The sequence below is a fragment of the Pandoraea captiosa genome (assembly GCF_902459775.1).
Classification (GTDB): Bacteria; Pseudomonadota; Gammaproteobacteria; order Burkholderiales; family Burkholderiaceae; genus Pandoraea; species Pandoraea captiosa.
On record NZ_CABPSQ010000014.1, the window covers coordinates 1 to 17,180 of the forward strand.

15 protein-coding genes are annotated in these 17,180 nt (G+C 63.8%); 11 read left to right on the forward strand and 4 right to left on the reverse strand.

Annotated features, from left to right (window positions below; translation table 11 throughout):
- From PCA31118_RS23430 to PCA31118_RS23440, 3 genes are all read left to right on the forward strand, one after another.
- Window positions 1-273, forward strand: a 273-nt coding sequence (locus tag PCA31118_RS23430; protein WP_150627384.1) for an NAD(P)(+) transhydrogenase (Re/Si-specific) subunit beta, incomplete at its 5' end; no start/stop codon positions are given.
- Window positions 274-357: 84 nt separating this feature from the next.
- Window positions 358-1,308, forward strand: coding sequence for a LysR family transcriptional regulator (locus tag PCA31118_RS23435; protein ID WP_150627385.1), 951 nt, complete (start codon window positions 358-360; stop codon window positions 1,306-1,308).
- Window positions 1,309-1,871: 563 nt separating this feature from the next.
- Window positions 1,872-3,068, forward strand: coding sequence for an MFS transporter (locus tag PCA31118_RS23440; protein WP_150627386.1), 1,197 nt, complete (start codon window positions 1,872-1,874; stop codon window positions 3,066-3,068).
- A gap of 88 nt (window positions 3,069-3,156) precedes the next feature.
- Here PCA31118_RS23440 and PCA31118_RS23445 read toward each other — a convergent pair whose 3' ends face one another.
- The gene (locus PCA31118_RS23445; protein ID WP_150627387.1) at window positions 3,157-3,915 is read right to left on the reverse strand and encodes a 2-keto-4-pentenoate hydratase; all 759 of its coding nucleotides are present in this window, start codon (window positions 3,913-3,915) and stop codon (window positions 3,157-3,159) included.
- Window positions 3,916-4,264: 349 nt separating this feature from the next.
- Here PCA31118_RS23445 and PCA31118_RS23450 point away from each other — a divergent pair, with 349 nt between their 5' ends.
- Entirely contained in the window at window positions 4,265-4,984 is a 720-nt protein-coding gene (locus PCA31118_RS23450) for a GntR family transcriptional regulator (RefSeq protein ID WP_150627388.1), read from the forward strand.
- A 37-nt stretch (window positions 4,985-5,021) separates the two neighbouring features.
- Here the strand turns inward: PCA31118_RS23450 and PCA31118_RS23455 are convergent, their stop codons facing one another.
- The gene (locus tag PCA31118_RS23455) at window positions 5,022-5,699 is read right to left on the reverse strand and encodes a GntR family transcriptional regulator (protein ID WP_174990579.1); all 678 of its coding nucleotides are present in this window, start codon (window positions 5,697-5,699) and stop codon (window positions 5,022-5,024) included.
- Window positions 5,700-5,909: 210 nt separating this feature from the next.
- Between PCA31118_RS23455 and PCA31118_RS23460 the strand changes: the two genes are divergently transcribed.
- From PCA31118_RS23460 to PCA31118_RS23470, 3 genes are all read left to right on the forward strand, one after another.
- Window positions 5,910-6,698 carry an enoyl-CoA hydratase-related protein gene (locus PCA31118_RS23460; protein WP_150627390.1) on the forward strand — a complete coding sequence of 263 codons (789 nt, stop codon included), beginning with the start codon at window positions 5,910-5,912 and terminating at the stop codon, window positions 6,696-6,698.
- A gap of 1 nt (window position 6,699) precedes the next feature.
- On the forward strand, window positions 6,700-7,947 hold the full coding sequence (locus tag PCA31118_RS23465; RefSeq protein WP_150627391.1) for a CaiB/BaiF CoA transferase family protein: 1,248 nt from the start codon (window positions 6,700-6,702) through the stop codon (window positions 7,945-7,947).
- 297 nt (window positions 7,948-8,244) lie between these two features.
- On the forward strand, window positions 8,245-10,116 hold the full coding sequence (locus tag PCA31118_RS23470; RefSeq protein WP_150627392.1) for a glycoside hydrolase family 15 protein: 1,872 nt from the start codon (window positions 8,245-8,247) through the stop codon (window positions 10,114-10,116).
- Between the two features lie 102 nt (window positions 10,117-10,218).
- On the opposite strand, the gene PCA31118_RS23475 is transcribed toward PCA31118_RS23470, so the two are convergent.
- Window positions 10,219-11,562, reverse strand: coding sequence for an aminotransferase-like domain-containing protein (locus tag PCA31118_RS23475; protein WP_150627393.1), 1,344 nt, complete (start codon window positions 11,560-11,562; stop codon window positions 10,219-10,221).
- Between the two features lie 188 nt (window positions 11,563-11,750).
- Here PCA31118_RS23475 and PCA31118_RS23480 point away from each other — a divergent pair, with 188 nt between their 5' ends.
- The 3 genes from PCA31118_RS23480 (at window position 11,751) to mdtD (ending at window position 14,824) form a co-directional block, all read left to right on the forward strand.
- The gene (locus PCA31118_RS23480) at window positions 11,751-12,536 is read left to right on the forward strand and encodes a sulfite exporter TauE/SafE family protein (protein ID WP_150627394.1); all 786 of its coding nucleotides are present in this window, start codon (window positions 11,751-11,753) and stop codon (window positions 12,534-12,536) included.
- 107 nt (window positions 12,537-12,643) lie between these two features.
- The gene (locus tag PCA31118_RS23485) at window positions 12,644-13,225 is read left to right on the forward strand and encodes a hypothetical protein (RefSeq protein WP_150627395.1); all 582 of its coding nucleotides are present in this window, start codon (window positions 12,644-12,646) and stop codon (window positions 13,223-13,225) included.
- 168 nt (window positions 13,226-13,393) lie between these two features.
- The gene (mdtD, locus tag PCA31118_RS23490) at window positions 13,394-14,824 is read left to right on the forward strand and encodes a multidrug transporter subunit MdtD (protein WP_150627396.1); all 1,431 of its coding nucleotides are present in this window, start codon (window positions 13,394-13,396) and stop codon (window positions 14,822-14,824) included.
- A gap of 12 nt (window positions 14,825-14,836) precedes the next feature.
- On the opposite strand, the gene PCA31118_RS23495 is transcribed toward mdtD, so the two are convergent.
- Window positions 14,837-16,138: an ABC transporter substrate-binding protein gene (locus PCA31118_RS23495; protein ID WP_150627397.1), complete on the reverse strand. Its 1,302-nt coding sequence runs from the start codon at window positions 16,136-16,138 to the stop codon at window positions 14,837-14,839.
- Between the two features lie 282 nt (window positions 16,139-16,420).
- On the opposite strand from PCA31118_RS23495, the gene PCA31118_RS23500 reads away from it, so the two are divergent.
- Entirely contained in the window at window positions 16,421-17,134 is a 714-nt protein-coding gene (locus PCA31118_RS23500; protein ID WP_150627398.1) for a response regulator, read from the forward strand.
- Window positions 17,135-17,180 lie beyond the last annotated feature (46 nt).

A 17,180-nucleotide genomic window follows, 5' to 3' on the forward strand; every position in this document is an offset into this window, starting at 1 on the left:
GAGATCAACGGCGAATTCGGTCAGACGGACGTGGTGCTGGTACTGGGCGCCAACGACGTGGTGAACCCGGCCGCGAAGAACGATCCGGCTTCGCCGATCGCGGGCATGCCGATCATCGAGGCTTACAAGGCCAAGACGATCATCGTCAACAAGCGTTCGATGGCGGCGGGTTATGCCGGGCTGGACAACGATCTCTTCTACCTCGACAAGACCATGATGGTCTTTGGCGACGCGAAGAAGGTGATCGAAGACATGGTCAAGGCTGCGGCCTGATCGACGCGTGTATGGGGCGCGCCGTCGCGTGCGGCGCGCCTTGGCCATTTCGGTGGCTCACTTTCTCTTCTGGCAGGGCCCAAAATGAACGTATCGCTGAGACAACTCAAGGTCTTCATGGTCGTGGCGCGCAGCAAGAACTTCAGCCGCGCGGGCGCCGAGATCGGGCTGACACAACCGGCGATCAGCCGCTGCATCAACGAACTGGAAGGGCAACTCGGCCTGCGTCTGGTGGACCGCACGACCCGCGAAGTCGCGTTGACGGACGCGGGCGTCACGTTGGCGGGCAACCTCGATCGTGTACTCGACGAACTCGAAATCGCCCTGCTTCAGACGCACGGCGCAGAAGCGCGCACAACGGGGCGCGTTCGTATCGGCGCCGCGCCGACGATCTCCGCCACCCTCATGCCGCGCGTGCTGCTCGCCTCACAGGCCACGTATCCCGACATTGCGCTCGCGCTCGTCGACCAGATGCAGCGCGCGGTGCTCGACAGCGTTCGCGCGGGCGACGTGGACTTCGGTATCGTGGTCGCCCCGCAAGGCGCCGACGATCTGACGACCGAGCATCTGATGAGCGAGCCGTTCTGTCTCATTTGCCGCACGGATCACCCGCTCGCCTCGCAGGCGGCGGTCCACTGGTCCGAACTCACCGGCGAGAATCTGGTGCTGCTCAACCAGAGTTCGGGCAGCCGTGCGCTGATCGATCGCGCGCTCACCACGCAAAAGGTGCAGGGCACCATCACGCAGGAGCTGGGACACGTCAGCACCATCTTCCGGATGGTGCAGGAGGGGTTGGGGGTGAGCGTGCTGCCGCCGTTGGCCTTGCCGCTGCCGGAGAACTCCACGCTGGCAGTGCGTCCGTTGCTGCCCGCGTTCGAGCGCAACATCGTGCTCGTGCGTCGCAAGAACCGGTCGCTCTCGCCGGTGGCGCATACGGTGTGGGAGCTGATTCATCGAGTCGTGCGTGAGCGCAACAAGGGATTCGCGATGGCAGTGGAGCCGTCGCAAACTGCTTCGCCGATCTCCGCTAGCTGAATCCTCGATTCGAATCAAAGACTTGCGTCCTCTCATCAAGGGCTTGTCCACAGACTTGAACACATAATCTGTGGATAAGCTGGCGGCGCTGGCGAGCGATTTGCCCGCGAGTGCCGCCGTCTGATGGCCTTCTCAAAAAATCCCATATCGATCAAGCGCTTGGGTGGGCGCGTCTGCGCGTTGTCCACAGCCTTGTGAACAAAAACGGTGGATAAGTCGCCACCGCCGTTACGCGCGAGGACCTCGCGGGTGCATTGGGCGATGCGGCGCAATGCCGCGCTTCGTTCACCGTCGCATTGATGTGAAGCCGGACGCGCATTGCGGGCCCTGTTGCGCAAGATGCACTGTGTTGTCACACAGAGTGCGCTAGAATTCTCAACATCGATTGCAAGTTCCACAACGCTGGCACTTCGCACATCTCGCTTCAGACGACGTTCCAGCGATATTCATCGACACGCACAAGGCAGCGTTCTGCGCCGTGTCATTCCCACACTTTTCCAATTCCGATGACTTCTGAAACAGCGAAGCCACGCACGGGCTTTTGGCCTGCACGCGCGGCAACGATGGCATTACTCTTTTGCAGCGGTTTTCTTTATGCGACGTGGGGCGTTCATGTGCCCACCGTCAAGGCGATGTTCGACCTGAACGACGCGAGTCTGTCAGTGGCGATGTTCGCTGTGGCCGGGGGCGCGATCGTCACCATGTCGCGCATGGCGCGTTGGGTCGGACGCGCCGGCAGTCGGCACGCTAGCCTGCACTCCGGGATCGCGCTCGCGCTCACCAGCGCCTTTCTCCTGTCGATGCCCAACTATTGGGGCCTCGTGGCATGGCTGGCGCTGTACGGCGCGGCGAATGCGACGTACGACGTTGCCGTGAACGCCCAGGCGGCCACGCTCGAAGCGCGTTATCGCAAGCCCATCATGGCGTCGCTGCACGGTTGTTTCAGCCTGGGCGGCATGGCGGGCGCGCTGGTCGGCGGTGCGTGGCTCGCCCATCAGGGCTCGCCGCAGTGGCACGTCGGGCTGGCGGCGCTCGGGTGCGCGGTCGTGATTGTCGTCGGCGCCCGGTTCATGCAACCGGATATGTTGCCGGGAGAGGCGTCGGTGGCGAATACGCAGACCGGGACGCCCGCGCGAAAGCACACGCCACCGCCGGTGCTCGACGATGCGGCGCGCCGCAAACTCAACCGCAAGCTCACGGGTTTCGGCGTGCTCGCGTTCCTTGGACTGGTGGTGGAGGGCGCGATGTACGACTGGACGGCCGTGTACATGCGCGAAGTGGTCGCTGCGCAAGGCGCGTGGATCGGTGCAGGTTACGCGGCATTCTCCGTGGGCATGGCGGCGGGGCGCTTTGGTGGCGATCCGGTGCGCGCGCGCATGGGCGGTGCACGGTTGCTGCGCGTGAGCAGTCTGCTTTGCGTGGCTGGGGTCCTGCTTGCGCTGTTCTGGCGTGAGCCCTTGGCGGCCGTGGTGGGCTTTGCGCTCGCCGGACTCGGTCTGTCGAACGTCATGCCGGTCATGTTCGCGGCGTCGGGCGAAGTGGCGCGAAGTGCCGGAATGGCAAGCGCCGAGGCGATTGCGGTAATGGCGCGCCTGGCCTATCTGGGGCTGCTGGTCGGGCCGGTGCTGATCGGCGCAATTGCGCATGGCGTCGATCTGCCGGTGGCGTTGGGCGTGGGGCTGCTGTGCATCGTGCCGATCGCTGTGCTCGCGCCGAAGATGCTTGCCGGGGTCGACGGGCGCGCCGATAGGCCTCGTTAGGCCTCGTCAGGCCTCGTTAGCCCGGGTCAGCCCCGGTCAGCCCCGTCAGCCCCCGACGACAGACTGACGATCACGCGCGCCGCTGAGGTTACTTCAGTGTGACGGCGACTTCGCCGACGTCCTCGATCACGCCCCGCAGCTCACCCTTGCCGCTCGCGGGGATCATGCCGACGTACGAGCCGCAGGTAACGATCGCGCCCGCGCGCATGGTGATGCCGCGTTTGCCGTTGTGGTTGACGAGCCACGTGAACAACGCACGCGGGTCACCGCCGGTGTTGAAGACCTTGGGCGGCGTGATGTCCTGGCCGTTCAGCGTGAAGACGGCCTTCGGCGTGAGGTAGTCGTAGCCGGCGTCGTAACGGCGACCGCTACCGATCACCAGCGCTCCGTTGTTCTGCAGATCGGCGAGCGCGAAGCGGCTGTCGAGGCCCTTCCCGGCGAAGCGGCTGTCGGTAATCTCGATGGTCGTGAGCATGTCGTCCACGAACATCATGGCTTCGCGTTCGTCGTAATTCCCCGGCTTGATGTCGCGCGCGAGGCGGAAGGCGATTTCGAGTTCGAGGCCAGGGCGAAAGAAATCGTCGAGGGCGAGCACGCCACCGGCGTTGCTCACCACGGACGCCGGAATCGGCGCGCAATTCGGCAGATCGGTCGGCGTCTTCGCACCGACTTTCCATGCGGCAATGGTCTCGCCGAGCAAGTCGAGTGTGCGAAGCTGCACGGCGTAAGCGGCATTGGCATCGACCGGCAGCAAGGCAGCGGCGGGCGAATCGATCGGCGTGTCGCCACGGCGAGTGTCGGCGAGCAGACGAGCCAGCGATTCGACGGCGGGTTGGGTCTCGAACATCTTGCGAATCTCCTGAGGGAAGGGCGATGCGCCGGTCAGATGCCGACAGCATGTGGCCCACATCGTATACAAAATTCGTGCGATGTTGCGCTGCGGCGCGAACGTGTCGCTTTCTCGGTGAAAACACCACACAACGTAGTCAAAATGACGGTGATCTGCGAGAATCTGAGTTCGTAATATTTCGTAATATTCCGTCGGTTCGCGATAGGTGAGCCGATCAGTATTCCGATTTGTATTCCCATCGTGCGGCGTTCCGAACAATTTCCGACCAAGGTTTGACGCCGCTCGCGCAAGTGCTGTGCATGCAGTCGCAGTCTTTCATCCAGCAACGAATGACCAAGGCAGGCCTATGCACTCCGTCACACTGAACGCCGTACGCGACCACACCGTCCACCCACCGAACACCGATGTCACCCAGCCGATCAGCCGTCAGGCGTTGCATCTCGCCGTGATGGATCGCTTGCGCAAGATGATCACGGAGGGATCGCTGCCGCCCGGCGCGCATCTGAACGAGCGCGCGTTGTGCGAGCAACTGGGGGTGTCGCGCACGCCGTTGCGCGAAGCGCTGAAGATGCTCGCGGTCGAGCGTCTGATCGATCTGTTGCCGAATCGCGGCGCCCGTGTCGTGACACTGTCCGAGAGCGATATCGCCGACGCTTTCGAATTGCTCAGCGGTCTCGAGGCGCTCGCAGGCGAGTTGGCCTGTCAACGCATTACGCAGGCGGAAGTCGACGAGATCCAGGAATTGCACAGCGCGATGGACGCCTGTTATGCGAACGGCGACCTTTCCGGCTACTTCGACTGCAACCAACGGATTCACGACCGTATCAACGCGGCGGCGCGTAATGCTGCGCTCACGCAAATGTATCAGTCGGTCAATCACCGGCTTCAGGCCCTGCGTTTTCGCTCCAATCTGCATGCGGGCAAATGGGAGCGTGCGGTCGAGGAGCACGTCGAGATGCTGCGCGCGTTGCATCGGCGCGATGGCGCTACGCTCGGACGACTGCTGCGCGCGCATCTGATGGCCAAATGTGCGGCCGTGCTCGCCAACGCACGCGCGGCAGCGTGACCTGCCGGGGGCGTGCTTCAGTGCATCCCATGCGGCATCATGCCGCCCGGTTCATGCTCACCAGTCCTTCATTGAGCATGGCCGCGACGTAAGCGTCCGTCTTGCTGCGCAAGTGCGCTTCCATCATCGGGCGCAGCCGCTTGCCATCTCGCTTGCGTAACAGCGCGAGCATCTGCGCATGTTCGTCCACGGCCTGACGCCAGCGCTCCGGCGTTGGCGTCAGGCGCTCGCGCACATGCCGCAACCGCGCATTCAGATTGTGGAAGTACTCGGCGAGCGGCCCGTTGTCCGCCATACGCAGAATGCTCAGGTGAATCTGCTGATTCAGCGCGAAGTAGGCGGCGTGATCGGCGCGTGCGTAGGCGGCTTCCATTTCATCCTGCAACCGGGCAAGCGCCTCAAGATCTGCATCCGTCGCTTTTTCGCACGCCTGCTCTCCCGAGAGTCCTTCGAGCACGGCCATGACGGCGAGCAGGTTGACGACCTCGTCAACGCTCACGCGCGCAACTCGGGCGCGACGCGTCTCGGAAATTTCCACCAATCCTTCATTCGCCAGGCGCTTGAGCGCCTCGCGCAGCGGCGTGCGCGATACCGCCAGTTCATCGCACAGTGCGCGTTCGGACAGCGGCGCACCGGGGCGCAAGTCGCCTCGCACGATGCGCGCCTTGAGCGCTTCATACGCGGCGGCGTTCAGTGAGGCAGCGGAGACGGTCATACGTGAGGCCATCAAAAATGGAATGCCAATTCTGTTCGCATCGGAGGTCGTCGTCAATCTGGAGAACGTATAAATTCCACGTTAACCCTGATTTTTGTGATTTTTTATTGCCACCGGTGTGCTGGTGATCTTATCGTTTACAAAAAATTGGTATACCAAATAATCCAAGTCGGGTGGTGACTTCACGCGCCGACGATCCAGGGAGGCAATGTGGCATCGACCGTTCTAACCGAACTGACCGGGCAAGGTGGCGCCATCGCGGTGGTCACGCTCAATCGTCCCGAGAAACTCAATGCGTTGACCAAGCCCATGTGGCAGGCGCTGGGGGACACCATCCTCACCTTGTCCGCATCGCCTGACGTGCGCTGTATCGTGCTGCGCGGTGCGGGCGAGAAGTCGTTCGCGCCGGGCAACGACATTGCCGAGTTCGAAACCGACCGCGCCAACGTGGAACAGGCGCGCACGTACGGCGCGCTCATGCATCGCACGCTCGACGCGCTCGCGAACTGTCCTGTGCCGCTCGTCGCCATGATCCATGGCATTTGCGTGGGCGGCGGCATGGAAATTGCGGCGTCGTGCGATATCCGGATTTGCGGGGAATCGAGCCGCTTCGGGGCGCCGATCAACAAGCTCGGTCTTGTGATGGCGCATGCCGAGTTGTCCGGTCTTGTGCATTTGCTCGGGCCCACGAAGGCGCTGGAAATCTTGCTGGAAGGCCGGATTTTCGATGCGCAGGAAGCGCTTCGCATCGGGCTCGTCACGCGTGTGGTGGCAGACGCCGACGTGGCGCGCGAAGCCCTTGCCAGCGCGCAGCGCATTGCGGCCGGCGCGCCGTTGGTGGCGCGTTGGCACAAGCGATTCGTGCGTGAATTGGTGAGCGGCAAGCCGCTCACCCCTGCCCAGATCGACGAAGGGTTCGCGTGCTTCGGCACGGCAGACTTCCAGACCGGCTATCGCGCCTTCCTTGAGAAGACGACGCCGGTTTTCGAGGGGCGCTGACATGACCGATACCCGCAACGAAAACGCAACGAAGGCCGGCCCATTGCAGGGCGTCAAAGTGATCGAGCTCTCGCACATCATGTCCGGTCCGGTGTGCGGCATGATGCTCGCGGACATGGGCGCGGACGTCATCAAGGTCGAGAAAATGGACGGCGACGACGCGCGCCGTTTCGCGCCGATCCTCTCGCATGGCGAATCGGCGTCGTTCATGATGCTCAACCGCAACAAGCGCGGCATTGCGCTCAATCTGAAGACCGAGGGCGGCAAAGGCGTGCTGCGCAAGATGCTTCTCAGTGCGGACGTCGTGACCGAGAACTATCGCAAAGGCACGATGGAGAAGCTGGGGCTGGGCTACGACACGCTGCGCGAGTCGAATCCCGGCCTGATTTATTGCGCCATCTCCGGCTATGGGCGCACGGGACCTTACGCGGACAAGGGCGGTTTCGATCTGATCGCTCAGGGACTTTCGGGATTGATGAGCGTGACGGGCGAGCCGGGACAGGCGCCGATCAAGGCGGGCTCGCCAATCGCCGATATCAACGCCGGCATTCTCGCGGCGCTGGGTATCTCGGCGGCCTATGCGCATCGGTTGCGCACGGGCGAAGGTCAGGTCGTGGACACATCGCTGCTCGAAGCCGGTTTCCAGCAGATGTACTGGGCCGCCGCCAACTTCTTCGCCAGCGGCGAGAATCCGCCGAAGTTCGGCTCTGCGAATCCTACGAGCACCCCGTATCAGGCGTTTCGCACACAGGACGGCTGGATCAACATCGGTGCGGCCAATCAGGCAAATTACGAACGTCTGTTGCAGGTGCTCGACGCGCCGGAGATTGCCGACGATCCGCGTTTTGCGACGAATGCGGGACGCACGGCGAATCGCGACGAACTCGTCGAGCGTCTTACGGCGTATCTCATGCGAGACACGACGCAGAACTGGGTCGAGCGCCTTGACGCGGTCGGACTGCCGGTCGGTCCGGTGTTGTCCATTTCGGAAGCGGTGACCCATCCACAGATCGTGGCGCGTGAAATGGTGGTGCAAACCGTTCATCCGCTCGACGGCCCCACGCGCAGTATCGGCCTGCCGATTCGTTTTTCGCGGACACCGAAGTGCACGGGTGGTCCGGCGCCCCGTCTCGGCGAGCACACATTCGATGTGCTCGCAGAGTATGGCTTCGACGCCGCGCACATTCGCGATCTCATCGCGCAAGGCGCAGTGCATGCGCTGGAGAGCGGGGCAGTGGTGACAGCATGATGTATATGCGCCGTCTGTCATGCGGATTTGCCGCGAGTTGACGCGCCACAGATCAATTCGTCAGAACTTCCTTTCCGGGAGCGGGTCGGTTTTGGAACCAACCGTGTCGTAAGGAGGGAGGCATGACCCTTGGCAGACGCTGTCGCAGCACCCCCGGCCACTCGCCTATTCCGTGGCACTCGCCATGGTCGCGCGTACGCCAAGCGCGTACCATAGGACTTCATTCGCTCGCATTTTCCGGCATCTCGACAACGACGGCTGCCGGAAATCCATTCCTCTTCTGTTCCCGAGGTGAGCATGCCGGCACGCATTGAAGACTACGCAATGATTGGCGATTGCCGCAGCGCTGCATTGGTGGCGCGCGACGGCTCCATCGACTGGCTCTGCTGGCCGTACTTCGATTCCCCGGCGTGTTTTGCCGCCTTGCTTGGCGGCCCGGAACATGGCCGCTGGAAAATCGCGCCGGAAGATCCGCGCGCGACCACCACACGTCGCTATCACGACGATACGCTGATTCTGGAGACGCGCTTCGAGACCGTGGAAGGTTGCGTTGCCGTGATCGATTTCATGCCGCTGCGCGACGGCGCTGCCGAGTTGGTGCGTCTGGTCAAGGGCGTGCATGGCACGGTATCGATGTCGATGGAACTGATCCTGCGTTTCGACTACGGGGCGTCGGTGCCGTGGTCACGACCGCTTGCGTCCGACGACCCGACCGGGCCCGGCATGCGCCTCATTGCAGGCCCCGACAAGGTGGTGATGCGCACCCCTGTCGAGATTCAGGACGTGCCCGGCAGCCTGCGCGCACGGTTCGATGTGAAGGCGGGCGACACCGTGCCTTTCGTCCTCTCCCGCGTCTCGTCCCATCACGCAGATCCTCGCGAAATCGATCCGCTTGCCGCGCTCACCGATACCGAGCGTTACTGGCGGACCTGGGCCAATCGCTGTCAGCTCGACGGACGTTGGTCGGAGGCGATTCGCCGCTCGCTCATCGTGCTCAAGGCGCTGACGTTCGTGCCGACGGGCGGCGTCGTGGCGGCGCCCACGACCTCGTTGCCCGAACAACTCGGGGGCGAGCGCAACTGGGACTATCGCTACTGCTGGCTGCGCGACGCTACGTTGACCTTGCAGGCGCTCATGCTCGGGGGCTACTACACCGAGGCGAGCGACTGGAGTCACTGGCTGGTGCGCGCCGTGGCCGGTGCGCCGTCGCAAGTGCAGATCATGTACGGGTTGTCGGGCGAGCGGCGGCTGCCCGAGTGGGTGGTCGACTGGCTGCCGGGCTATGAGGGGGCGAAGCCGGTGCGGGTGGGCAACGGCGCGGTGGGGCAGTTGCAGCTTGATGTCTATGGCGAGGTCATGGACGCGCTGCACCAGTCGCGCCTCGGTGGACTGCCGCCGGATGACGCGACCTGGGAGGTGCAGACGAAGCTCGTAGCGCATCTCGAGACGGTGTGGCGCCAGCCGGACGAGGGCATATGGGAAGTACGCGGCGGGCGACAGCACTTCACTTATTCGAAGGTGATGGCATGGGTGGCGTTCGATCGCGCGATCAAGTCGGCCGAGCGTTTCGGGTTGCCCGGACCGGTCGACCATTGGCGACGGTTGTGCAAGGAAATCCACGCGGACGTTTGTGCGAACGGTTTCGACAAAACGCGCAATGCGTTCATGCAGGCGTACGGGTCTTCGGAGATGGACGCGAGCGTGCTGATGATTCCGCTCGTGGGTTTCTTGCCACCGGACGACCCGCGTGTGGTCGGCACCGTGGAGGCGGTTGAGCGCGAGTTGATGCAGGACGGTCTGGTGCAGCGATATCGCACCAGCCGCGTCGACGATGGGTTGCCGGCGGGCGAGGGCGCTTTTCTCGCATGCAGTTTCTGGATGGTCGATTGTCTCGTGATGATCGGTCGTCAGCGAGACGCGCGCGCGCTGTTCGAGCGGTTGCTGTCGTTGCGCAACGACGTCGGATTGCTCGCCGAAGAATACGACACGACCCACGAACGTCAGGTCGGCAACTTCCCCCAGGCGTTCTCGCATATCGCGCTTGTTCACGCGGCCATTCGTCTGGATTCGCTGGCTGACGACGACCGTGCGGATGACGCGGCAGACGATTTGTCGGTCGACGACGACGCCCATCTGGAGCACGTGGGATATCGGGCGATCCGCGCCTGACTCGGCCTTGGCACGGGGGCGGCTGTCTACGGCATGCCGCCTCCGCGTTTTCATTTCGCCTTCACTTTACCGATCCCCTCGGTCCCTCGATCCGCTCGACCGTCACTCCGTCAGGTCGAAGTCGTCTTCCCGCGCATTCAGAATCCCTGCGAGCGTGCGCAATCCCGAATCCAGCAGGTCCATGGTCGGTCCGGCCAGCGCCAGTCGCACCGCGTTGGGCGCGTGTCCTGCGGTGACGGCGAATGCCGTGGAGGGGGTCAGCCCGATGTCATGCCGCGCTGCCGCCGCCACCAGCGCCTGCGAGCGCCAGTGCGCCGGCAACGTGAGCCACAGGTGATAGCCCTTGCCGTTGGTGCGCACATCGAATCCAGCCAGGCAGTCCGCAGCGATCGCCTGCCGTTGGCGCGCGTCGATACGCTTTAGCCGCACCAGTTCGGCAATGGTGCCGTCGCTCATCATGCGCTGCGCCGCAGCGAACGCGTAGCCCGGTGCGGTCCATCCACCGGATCGCACTGCTGCCATCACGCTTTCCCTGAGGTGGGGTGGCGTGACGAGAAATCCCAGATTGAGTCCTGGCGCTACCTTCTTCGACAAACTGTCGACCACGATACAGCGCTCGGGGGCATGCGCGGCCAGTGGAGTGGCGCTGTCCAAAAACCCATAGACATTGTCTTCGATGACGACGAGGTTCAGCGTCTCGGCCATACCAAGCAGATCGGCACGTCGCGCCGGGCTCATCGTCATGCCCAGGGGACTCTGAACCGTGGGCTGGAGGTAAATGGCCGATAGATGGCCATCGCGATGCGCTTGTCGTATCGCTTCCGGTCGCACGCCGCCTTCATCCATCGCCAGCGGGACGAGCGAGATGCCCAGCCGTGCCGCGATGCCTTTGATGAAGGGATACGTCAGCATCTCCACGCCGCATCGCCCCCCGGGCGGCACCACGGCGGCCAACGCGGCGGCGATGCTCTGGCGTCCTGCGCCGGTGAAGACAAGTTGATCGGGAGACGGTGTCCACGCCCCTTCGGCAAGAAACGCAGCGGCGGCATTGCGAATGGCGACCGTGCCACCGCTCGTGGCCGGGCTCAGGGCGAGTTCGAGTTCGGCGGCACGCTCCAGTCCCGCGAGACTCCGCGCAATGAGTCCGGATTGCCCCGGCAGGATCGGGAAATTGAATTCGAGATCGATGCGCACGCCGCGCGGTTCGCCCGGCGCCTCGGCGCCGCGTCGCGTCTGCCCGGAGACGAACGTGCCGCGTCCGACCTCACCGACCACAAGTCCACGTCGGAGCAATTCGGCATAAACGCGGCTCGCTGTCGAGGCAGCAATGCCATGCTGGTCGGCGAAGTCGCGTTGCGGCGGCAGGCGGTCGCCCGGCCCGAGCGAGCCGCTCGCAATGTCCATGGCCACCTTGTCCGCAAGCGCCAGATAGTCGGTCTTGGTCATATATTGCACCGAGAGCAATGTTTTAATTGCACTGACTTTAACATCGGAGCATTCTGATTGCACCTGCCGTGTTGGCGGCGGGGTCAACATTCCAGGAGAGGCTTCATGTTTGCAGTGCCATGGTCCCAGCGGTATGCCGCGGCGAGCGAACCGCCACGCGGTTGCGTTTGCACGCGGGCAAGGAGCGCATGATGGCGCTGCCCATGCTGTCCGGTCCCGAACTGACGATCGCGACCATTCTCGTCGCGTTCGCCGCCGTGTTTCTGATTGCCTTTATGAAGGGGGCGTTCGGTGGCGGGTTCTCCATCGTCGGTATTCCCCTGCTGTCGTTCGTCATGGACCCGGTGAGCGCGGGCGGCATGCTCGCGCCGTTGTTCATCGCGATGGATCTCTTCGCGCTGCGGTACTGGAAGCCGTCGACATGGTCGCGCCCGGACCTTGCGCGGCTCGTGCCCGGACTGCTCGTGGGCATTGCTGCGGGATACCTGTTGTTCCGGGTGCTGGACCATCGCGCGATTTCCATCGTCATGGCCTTGATCACGCTTGCGTTCGTCGGCCTCTGGCTGGTCTCGGGGGCGAAGCAGACCACGCGGGAGCGCTCGACACCCAAGGCGATTACCGCTGGCGTTGCGTCGGGGGTGACGACCATGGTGGCGCACTCGGGCGGACCGCCGTTGGCGATGTATCTGTTGCCGCTGGGGCTGAGCAAGGAGGTGTATGCCGGAACGACGAGTCTGTTCTTTACCGTGGGGAACGCAACGAAGGCGGTGCCGTGGCTGCTGCTGGTCCGACCGACGGGGTCGGTGTGGGTGCTGATGGGCGTTTGCCTGTTCGCGATTCCCGCCGGTGTGGTCTCGGGCTGGCGGCTTCACGCCAATCTGGATCAACGCCACATTTACCGCGCTTGCTATGGTTTGCTGGTGGTCACAGCGATCAAGCTGCTATGGGACGGCATCTCCGGTTATCTCGCTTGAAAGCGTTGCCGGAGCGTGGCAGGGGGATGCGTCGGGAAATTCAGGAATTCGTGAAAGATGCCGTAATATTTTCGAATCCTTAATTTTTTCCGGAGACCCCTCGCTCCATGACCATCATCATTCCCGCCAAGGGCAGCGCAACGTCCAGCATGCTGGACATCTGGCAGGCGCATATCGCACAGCAGCAGGCGGATAAAGCGCAAGCAGCACAAGCGGCCCAATCTACACAGCCAGCGCAGGCAGCACAGGCAGCGCAGACGGCGAAGTCCGCAGACACGGGCGGCGCTGCGAACGCGACGCGCGCTGCTCAGGTCGAGAACGGCCGCGCGGAGGCCGCCGGCGCGTCCGACGACGCCGCGCCGCAAAGCGACGGCGAGAAGGTCACGCTCAGTCTGCGCAGCGCCAGCGAGGCTGCCAGGCAGGCTGGCAAAGCGATGACCAGCCAGGCAGCCGGCGGCGGTGGCGCGGGCGATTCGATCGTCGAGCAGACGATTCGCAAGCTCAAGGACATGCTTGCCAAAGTGATGGCGCAACTCGAAGCCGTGCGCAACAACGACCGCCTGCCGCCCGACGAGAAGATGCAGCAGGTCAGTACGCTGTCTTCCGAAGCGATGGCGATTCAGGCGCAGATCACCGCACTCATGGACCCGACGAAGACCACCGGCACGCGCGTCAACACGACGGCTTGAACCGGCCGCGCGTCCCATGGCGCCGGGCATCGATGCATGGCGCTCATCGATCCCGCAAAAATGTGCATGAACGCGCATGGATGTGCGGGCGCGAAGCGCGATAGAATTCTGCTTTCGCTGAATTCACTCTGACGCCCGGTTTCTCCGAAGGCCTCATCCCCGCGCCGCATGAAGCAAGACAAGACACTCACCGCTTTGCTATGGATCGTCGCGGCGGGCTTCTTCATGCAGGCGCTCGACACGACCATCGTCAACACGGCGCTGCCTGCGATGGCCGCGAGCCTTGGCGAGAACCCGTTGCGCATGCAGCCGGTCGTGGTGTCCTATTCGCTGACGATGGCCATGCTCACGCCCGCATCGGGATGGCTGGCCGACCGCTTCGGCACGCGACGTGTCTACTTCGTCTCCATTTTGCTGTTCGTCCTGGGGTCGATTGCCTGTGCGATGGCGCATACCCTGCCGCAGCTCGTGCTCGCGCGGGTGCTGCAGGGCGCGGGTGGCTCGATGCTGCTCCCGATCGGGCGTCTTGCCGTGCTTCGCACGTTTCCGGCCGGTGAGTACCTGGCGGCGCTGGCCTTCGTGTCGATCGCCGGACAGGTCGGCCCGATGATCGGCCCGGTGCTCGGCGGTTGGCTCGTGCAAGTCGCGTCGTGGCACTGGATCTTCCTCATCAACGTGCCCATCGGCCTCATTGGCTGTTTCGCGGTACGGCATTACCTGCCGCGCCCGTCCAGAGACGACATCATCGAGACCGGTTTCGACTGGATCGGCTTCGCGCTGCTTTCCGTGGCGATGGTGTCGTTCACGCTCGCGCTCGATCACCCGTTTGCCGATGCGGGATGGGGACCTTCGGTCGGCCTCGCGTTGCTTTGCGTAGCGACGACGGTTGGCTACTGGCCCTATGCTCGCCGCCGTGCCGCGCCGTTGTTTCCCCTGGCATTGTTCGAGACGCGCAGCTTCAGTCTCGGTCTGCTCGGCAATCTCGTCGCGCGTATCGGCAGTAGCGCCGTGCCGTTTTTGCTGCCGCTGTTGCTTCAGGTGGCGATGGGCTACAGCCCGCTCGCGTCGGGTCTGATGATGCTGCCGGTCGCGCTCTCGGGCGTCGTCGTCAAGCGCATGGTCACTCCGCTGGTGGCGCGCTACGGTTACACGCGTTTTTTGATGGTCAATACAGCCGTCGTCGGTGGCTCGATTGCGAGCTTCGCACTGTTCGGGCCAGGCTGGCCGATCTGGCTGGGGCTGATTCAGTTGGCGGTGTTCGGCGGCGCGAATTCCATGCAATTCGCAGCGATGAATAGCGTGACGCTCAAGGATCTGGGTGCGCGCCGCGCGAGTGCGGGCAACGGTCTGTTCTCGATGGCGCAAATGCTCGCGCTTGGACTGGGCGTGACCATCGGCGGTCAGTTGCTGGCGTTGTTCGGTCACCTGGCCGGGCCGACGGGCGGCACGGTCGCCGGGTTTCGCATGACGTTCGTGTGCGTCGGGCTGATTACGCTGGCTTCGGCGCTGGTGTTTCGTCGCGTGGAAGACCCGGCCGCCGGGTCTGCACACGGCGGTGGCGGCGCGCAAACGGCGTCCGCCACCGATCTCAAACGTTGAGCCGGCGCTCGCCTATTTCTTCACCAGCGCACACTTCGATTCGGCCAGCGGCGCAAATGCCTTGTCGGCCGGAATCGTCTCCAGGATCTTGTACAGATCCCACTCCGACTTCGATTCGGCGGGCGTTTTCACCTGCACCAGCAGCATGTCGTGCACCAGTTTGCCGTCGGCGCGGATCTGACCGTTGCGAATGACGGGATCGTCGATCTTCATGGACTTGAGCTTGGCCATGACGGCGTCCGCTTCGTCCGTGCCGGCTGCCTGAACCGCCTTCAGATAATTGAGGACCGCCGAATAGACAGCGGCCTGCATCATGGTCGGCATCTTCTTGTGCTGCGCATGGAAGCGCTGGGCGAACGCGCGGGAGCGGTCGTCCTGATCCCAGTAGAAACCGTTCGTGAGGATCATGCCCTGCGCGTTTTTCAGGCCCATGCCGTGGACTTCGGTGATGAGCGAGAGCAACGGTGTGAATACCTGTTTGCCACCCTGAATGATGTTGAACTGGGCGGCCTGCTTGACGGTATTGAGCGTATCGGTGCCGGAGTTGGCCAGTGCGATGACCTGTGCGCCGGACGTTTGCGCGCGCAGCAGATACGACGACAGGTCGGGGGAGTTCACCGGGTGTTTCACCGAGCCGACCACCTTGCCGCCCTGACGCGTCAGAATCTCGCTGGCGTCCTTTTCCAGCGCCTGCCCGAAAGCGTAATCGGCGGTGATGAAATACCACGACTTCAGGCCGCGACGCAGCAGCGCCTGAGAAGTCGAGTTCGCCAGCGCGTAGGTGTCGTACATCCACTGCACGCTGTGCGCAGTGCATTGCTCATTGCTGATGGCTGACGAGCCTGCCCCCGTGACGAGTGCGATCTTCTTCTTCTCATCGGCGATGCGATCGACGGCAAGCGCGACGTTCGAGAAGGTCAGGTCGGTGATCATGTCGACCTTGCCCCGGTCGTACCATTCGCGCGCAATGGTCGCGCCGGTGTCGGTCTTGCCTTGCGAGTCGGCCGAGACCAGTTCGATCGGTGCGCCAAGCACCTTGTGGTCGCGCGAGAAGTCGTCGATGGCCATGGTGGCGGCGAGCACGCTGCCCTTGCCGGCGTTGTCGCTCGACACGCCCGAGAGGTCGGTCAGCACGCCGATCTTGACGACGCCGTCAGAGATGACCGGTGTGGCAGGCGCGGCATGTGCACGGGTGAGGGGAGCTAGCGCGGCGACGGTGGCGACGGCGGTGAAGAGAGTGAGCGCAGCCGTCGAGATAGCATTCGACGCCGCGCTCCCAAGCGCGCGGCGCAGTGCGCCGTTCGGGGTGGGCATGGTTGTCTCCAGTATTTGTTATGGCGCCCCGGTGGCGGGGTCTGTCACATATTAAACATCACGTAATCGGTTGCGCAATGCGTAACCGATCGGTGTTTTCCCCGCTGTGGTGCGCCAGCGTTATTGGCTGCTCCGTTTTGGCGTGCGCCATTTTCGGGAAGTGAGAATCGGTGCGGGGAACGCGTCGAACGGCAATCGAAATCACGACTTTTGGTCAGTATTGCGACATAATTCTCCTCGCTACCCCCCGACGACTCTGCGCCTTGCGCGCACCGCCTGCCCGTGCCGACTGTCTTTCTGATCGACGACCATGCGATGTTTCGCGAAGGCCTGCTCCTCGCGCTGCGTGCCGCCGCCCCCGAGTTGAGCTTCGAGGCTTTTGCGACCGGCGCGCAAGCGGTTCGCGCGCTTCCCCTGCGGCCAGACGTCCATGCCGTCATGGCGGACTACTATCTTCCCGATCTTGCCGGTGCGGCATTGCTCGCCCAGCTGCGCGCCGTGCGCCCGGATCTTCGTCTGCTGGTGATCTCGGCGTCCGAGGACTCGCAGGACGTTCGGGCGGCGCTGGGGGCAGGGGCGCATGGCTTCGTTCACAAATCGGCGGATAGCCGTACGCTGGTCGATGCGCTTCAGACGGTGATGCGCGGCGAGCGCTATCTCTCGCCAGGGTACGACCTCAGTGTGGAGCCGGTCGCCGCAGCGGCAGCCGGAGGCGACGAGCATGCGCCACGGCCGCAATGGCGTGAAGGCAGCGAACCGGCGCTCGACGACGTGGCGCTCATGCAGCGGCTCGCGTCGATTACCCCGCGTCAGCGCGAGGTGCTTCGCCTGGTCTGCGACGGGTTGCGCAACGGCGAGATTGCCGCACGGCTCGGGATGACGGAGAAGACGGTGAAAGCACACGTGTCGGCGGTGCTTGCCGCGCTGGGCGCGCTCAACCGGACACAGGCCGCGGCGTTGGCGCGTCGCGGCGGGCTGCTCGGCAAGCCGTCCTGAAAGAGCGCTGAATCGTTCTGAACGCTCCGAGCCCGGTGCCCCCTGT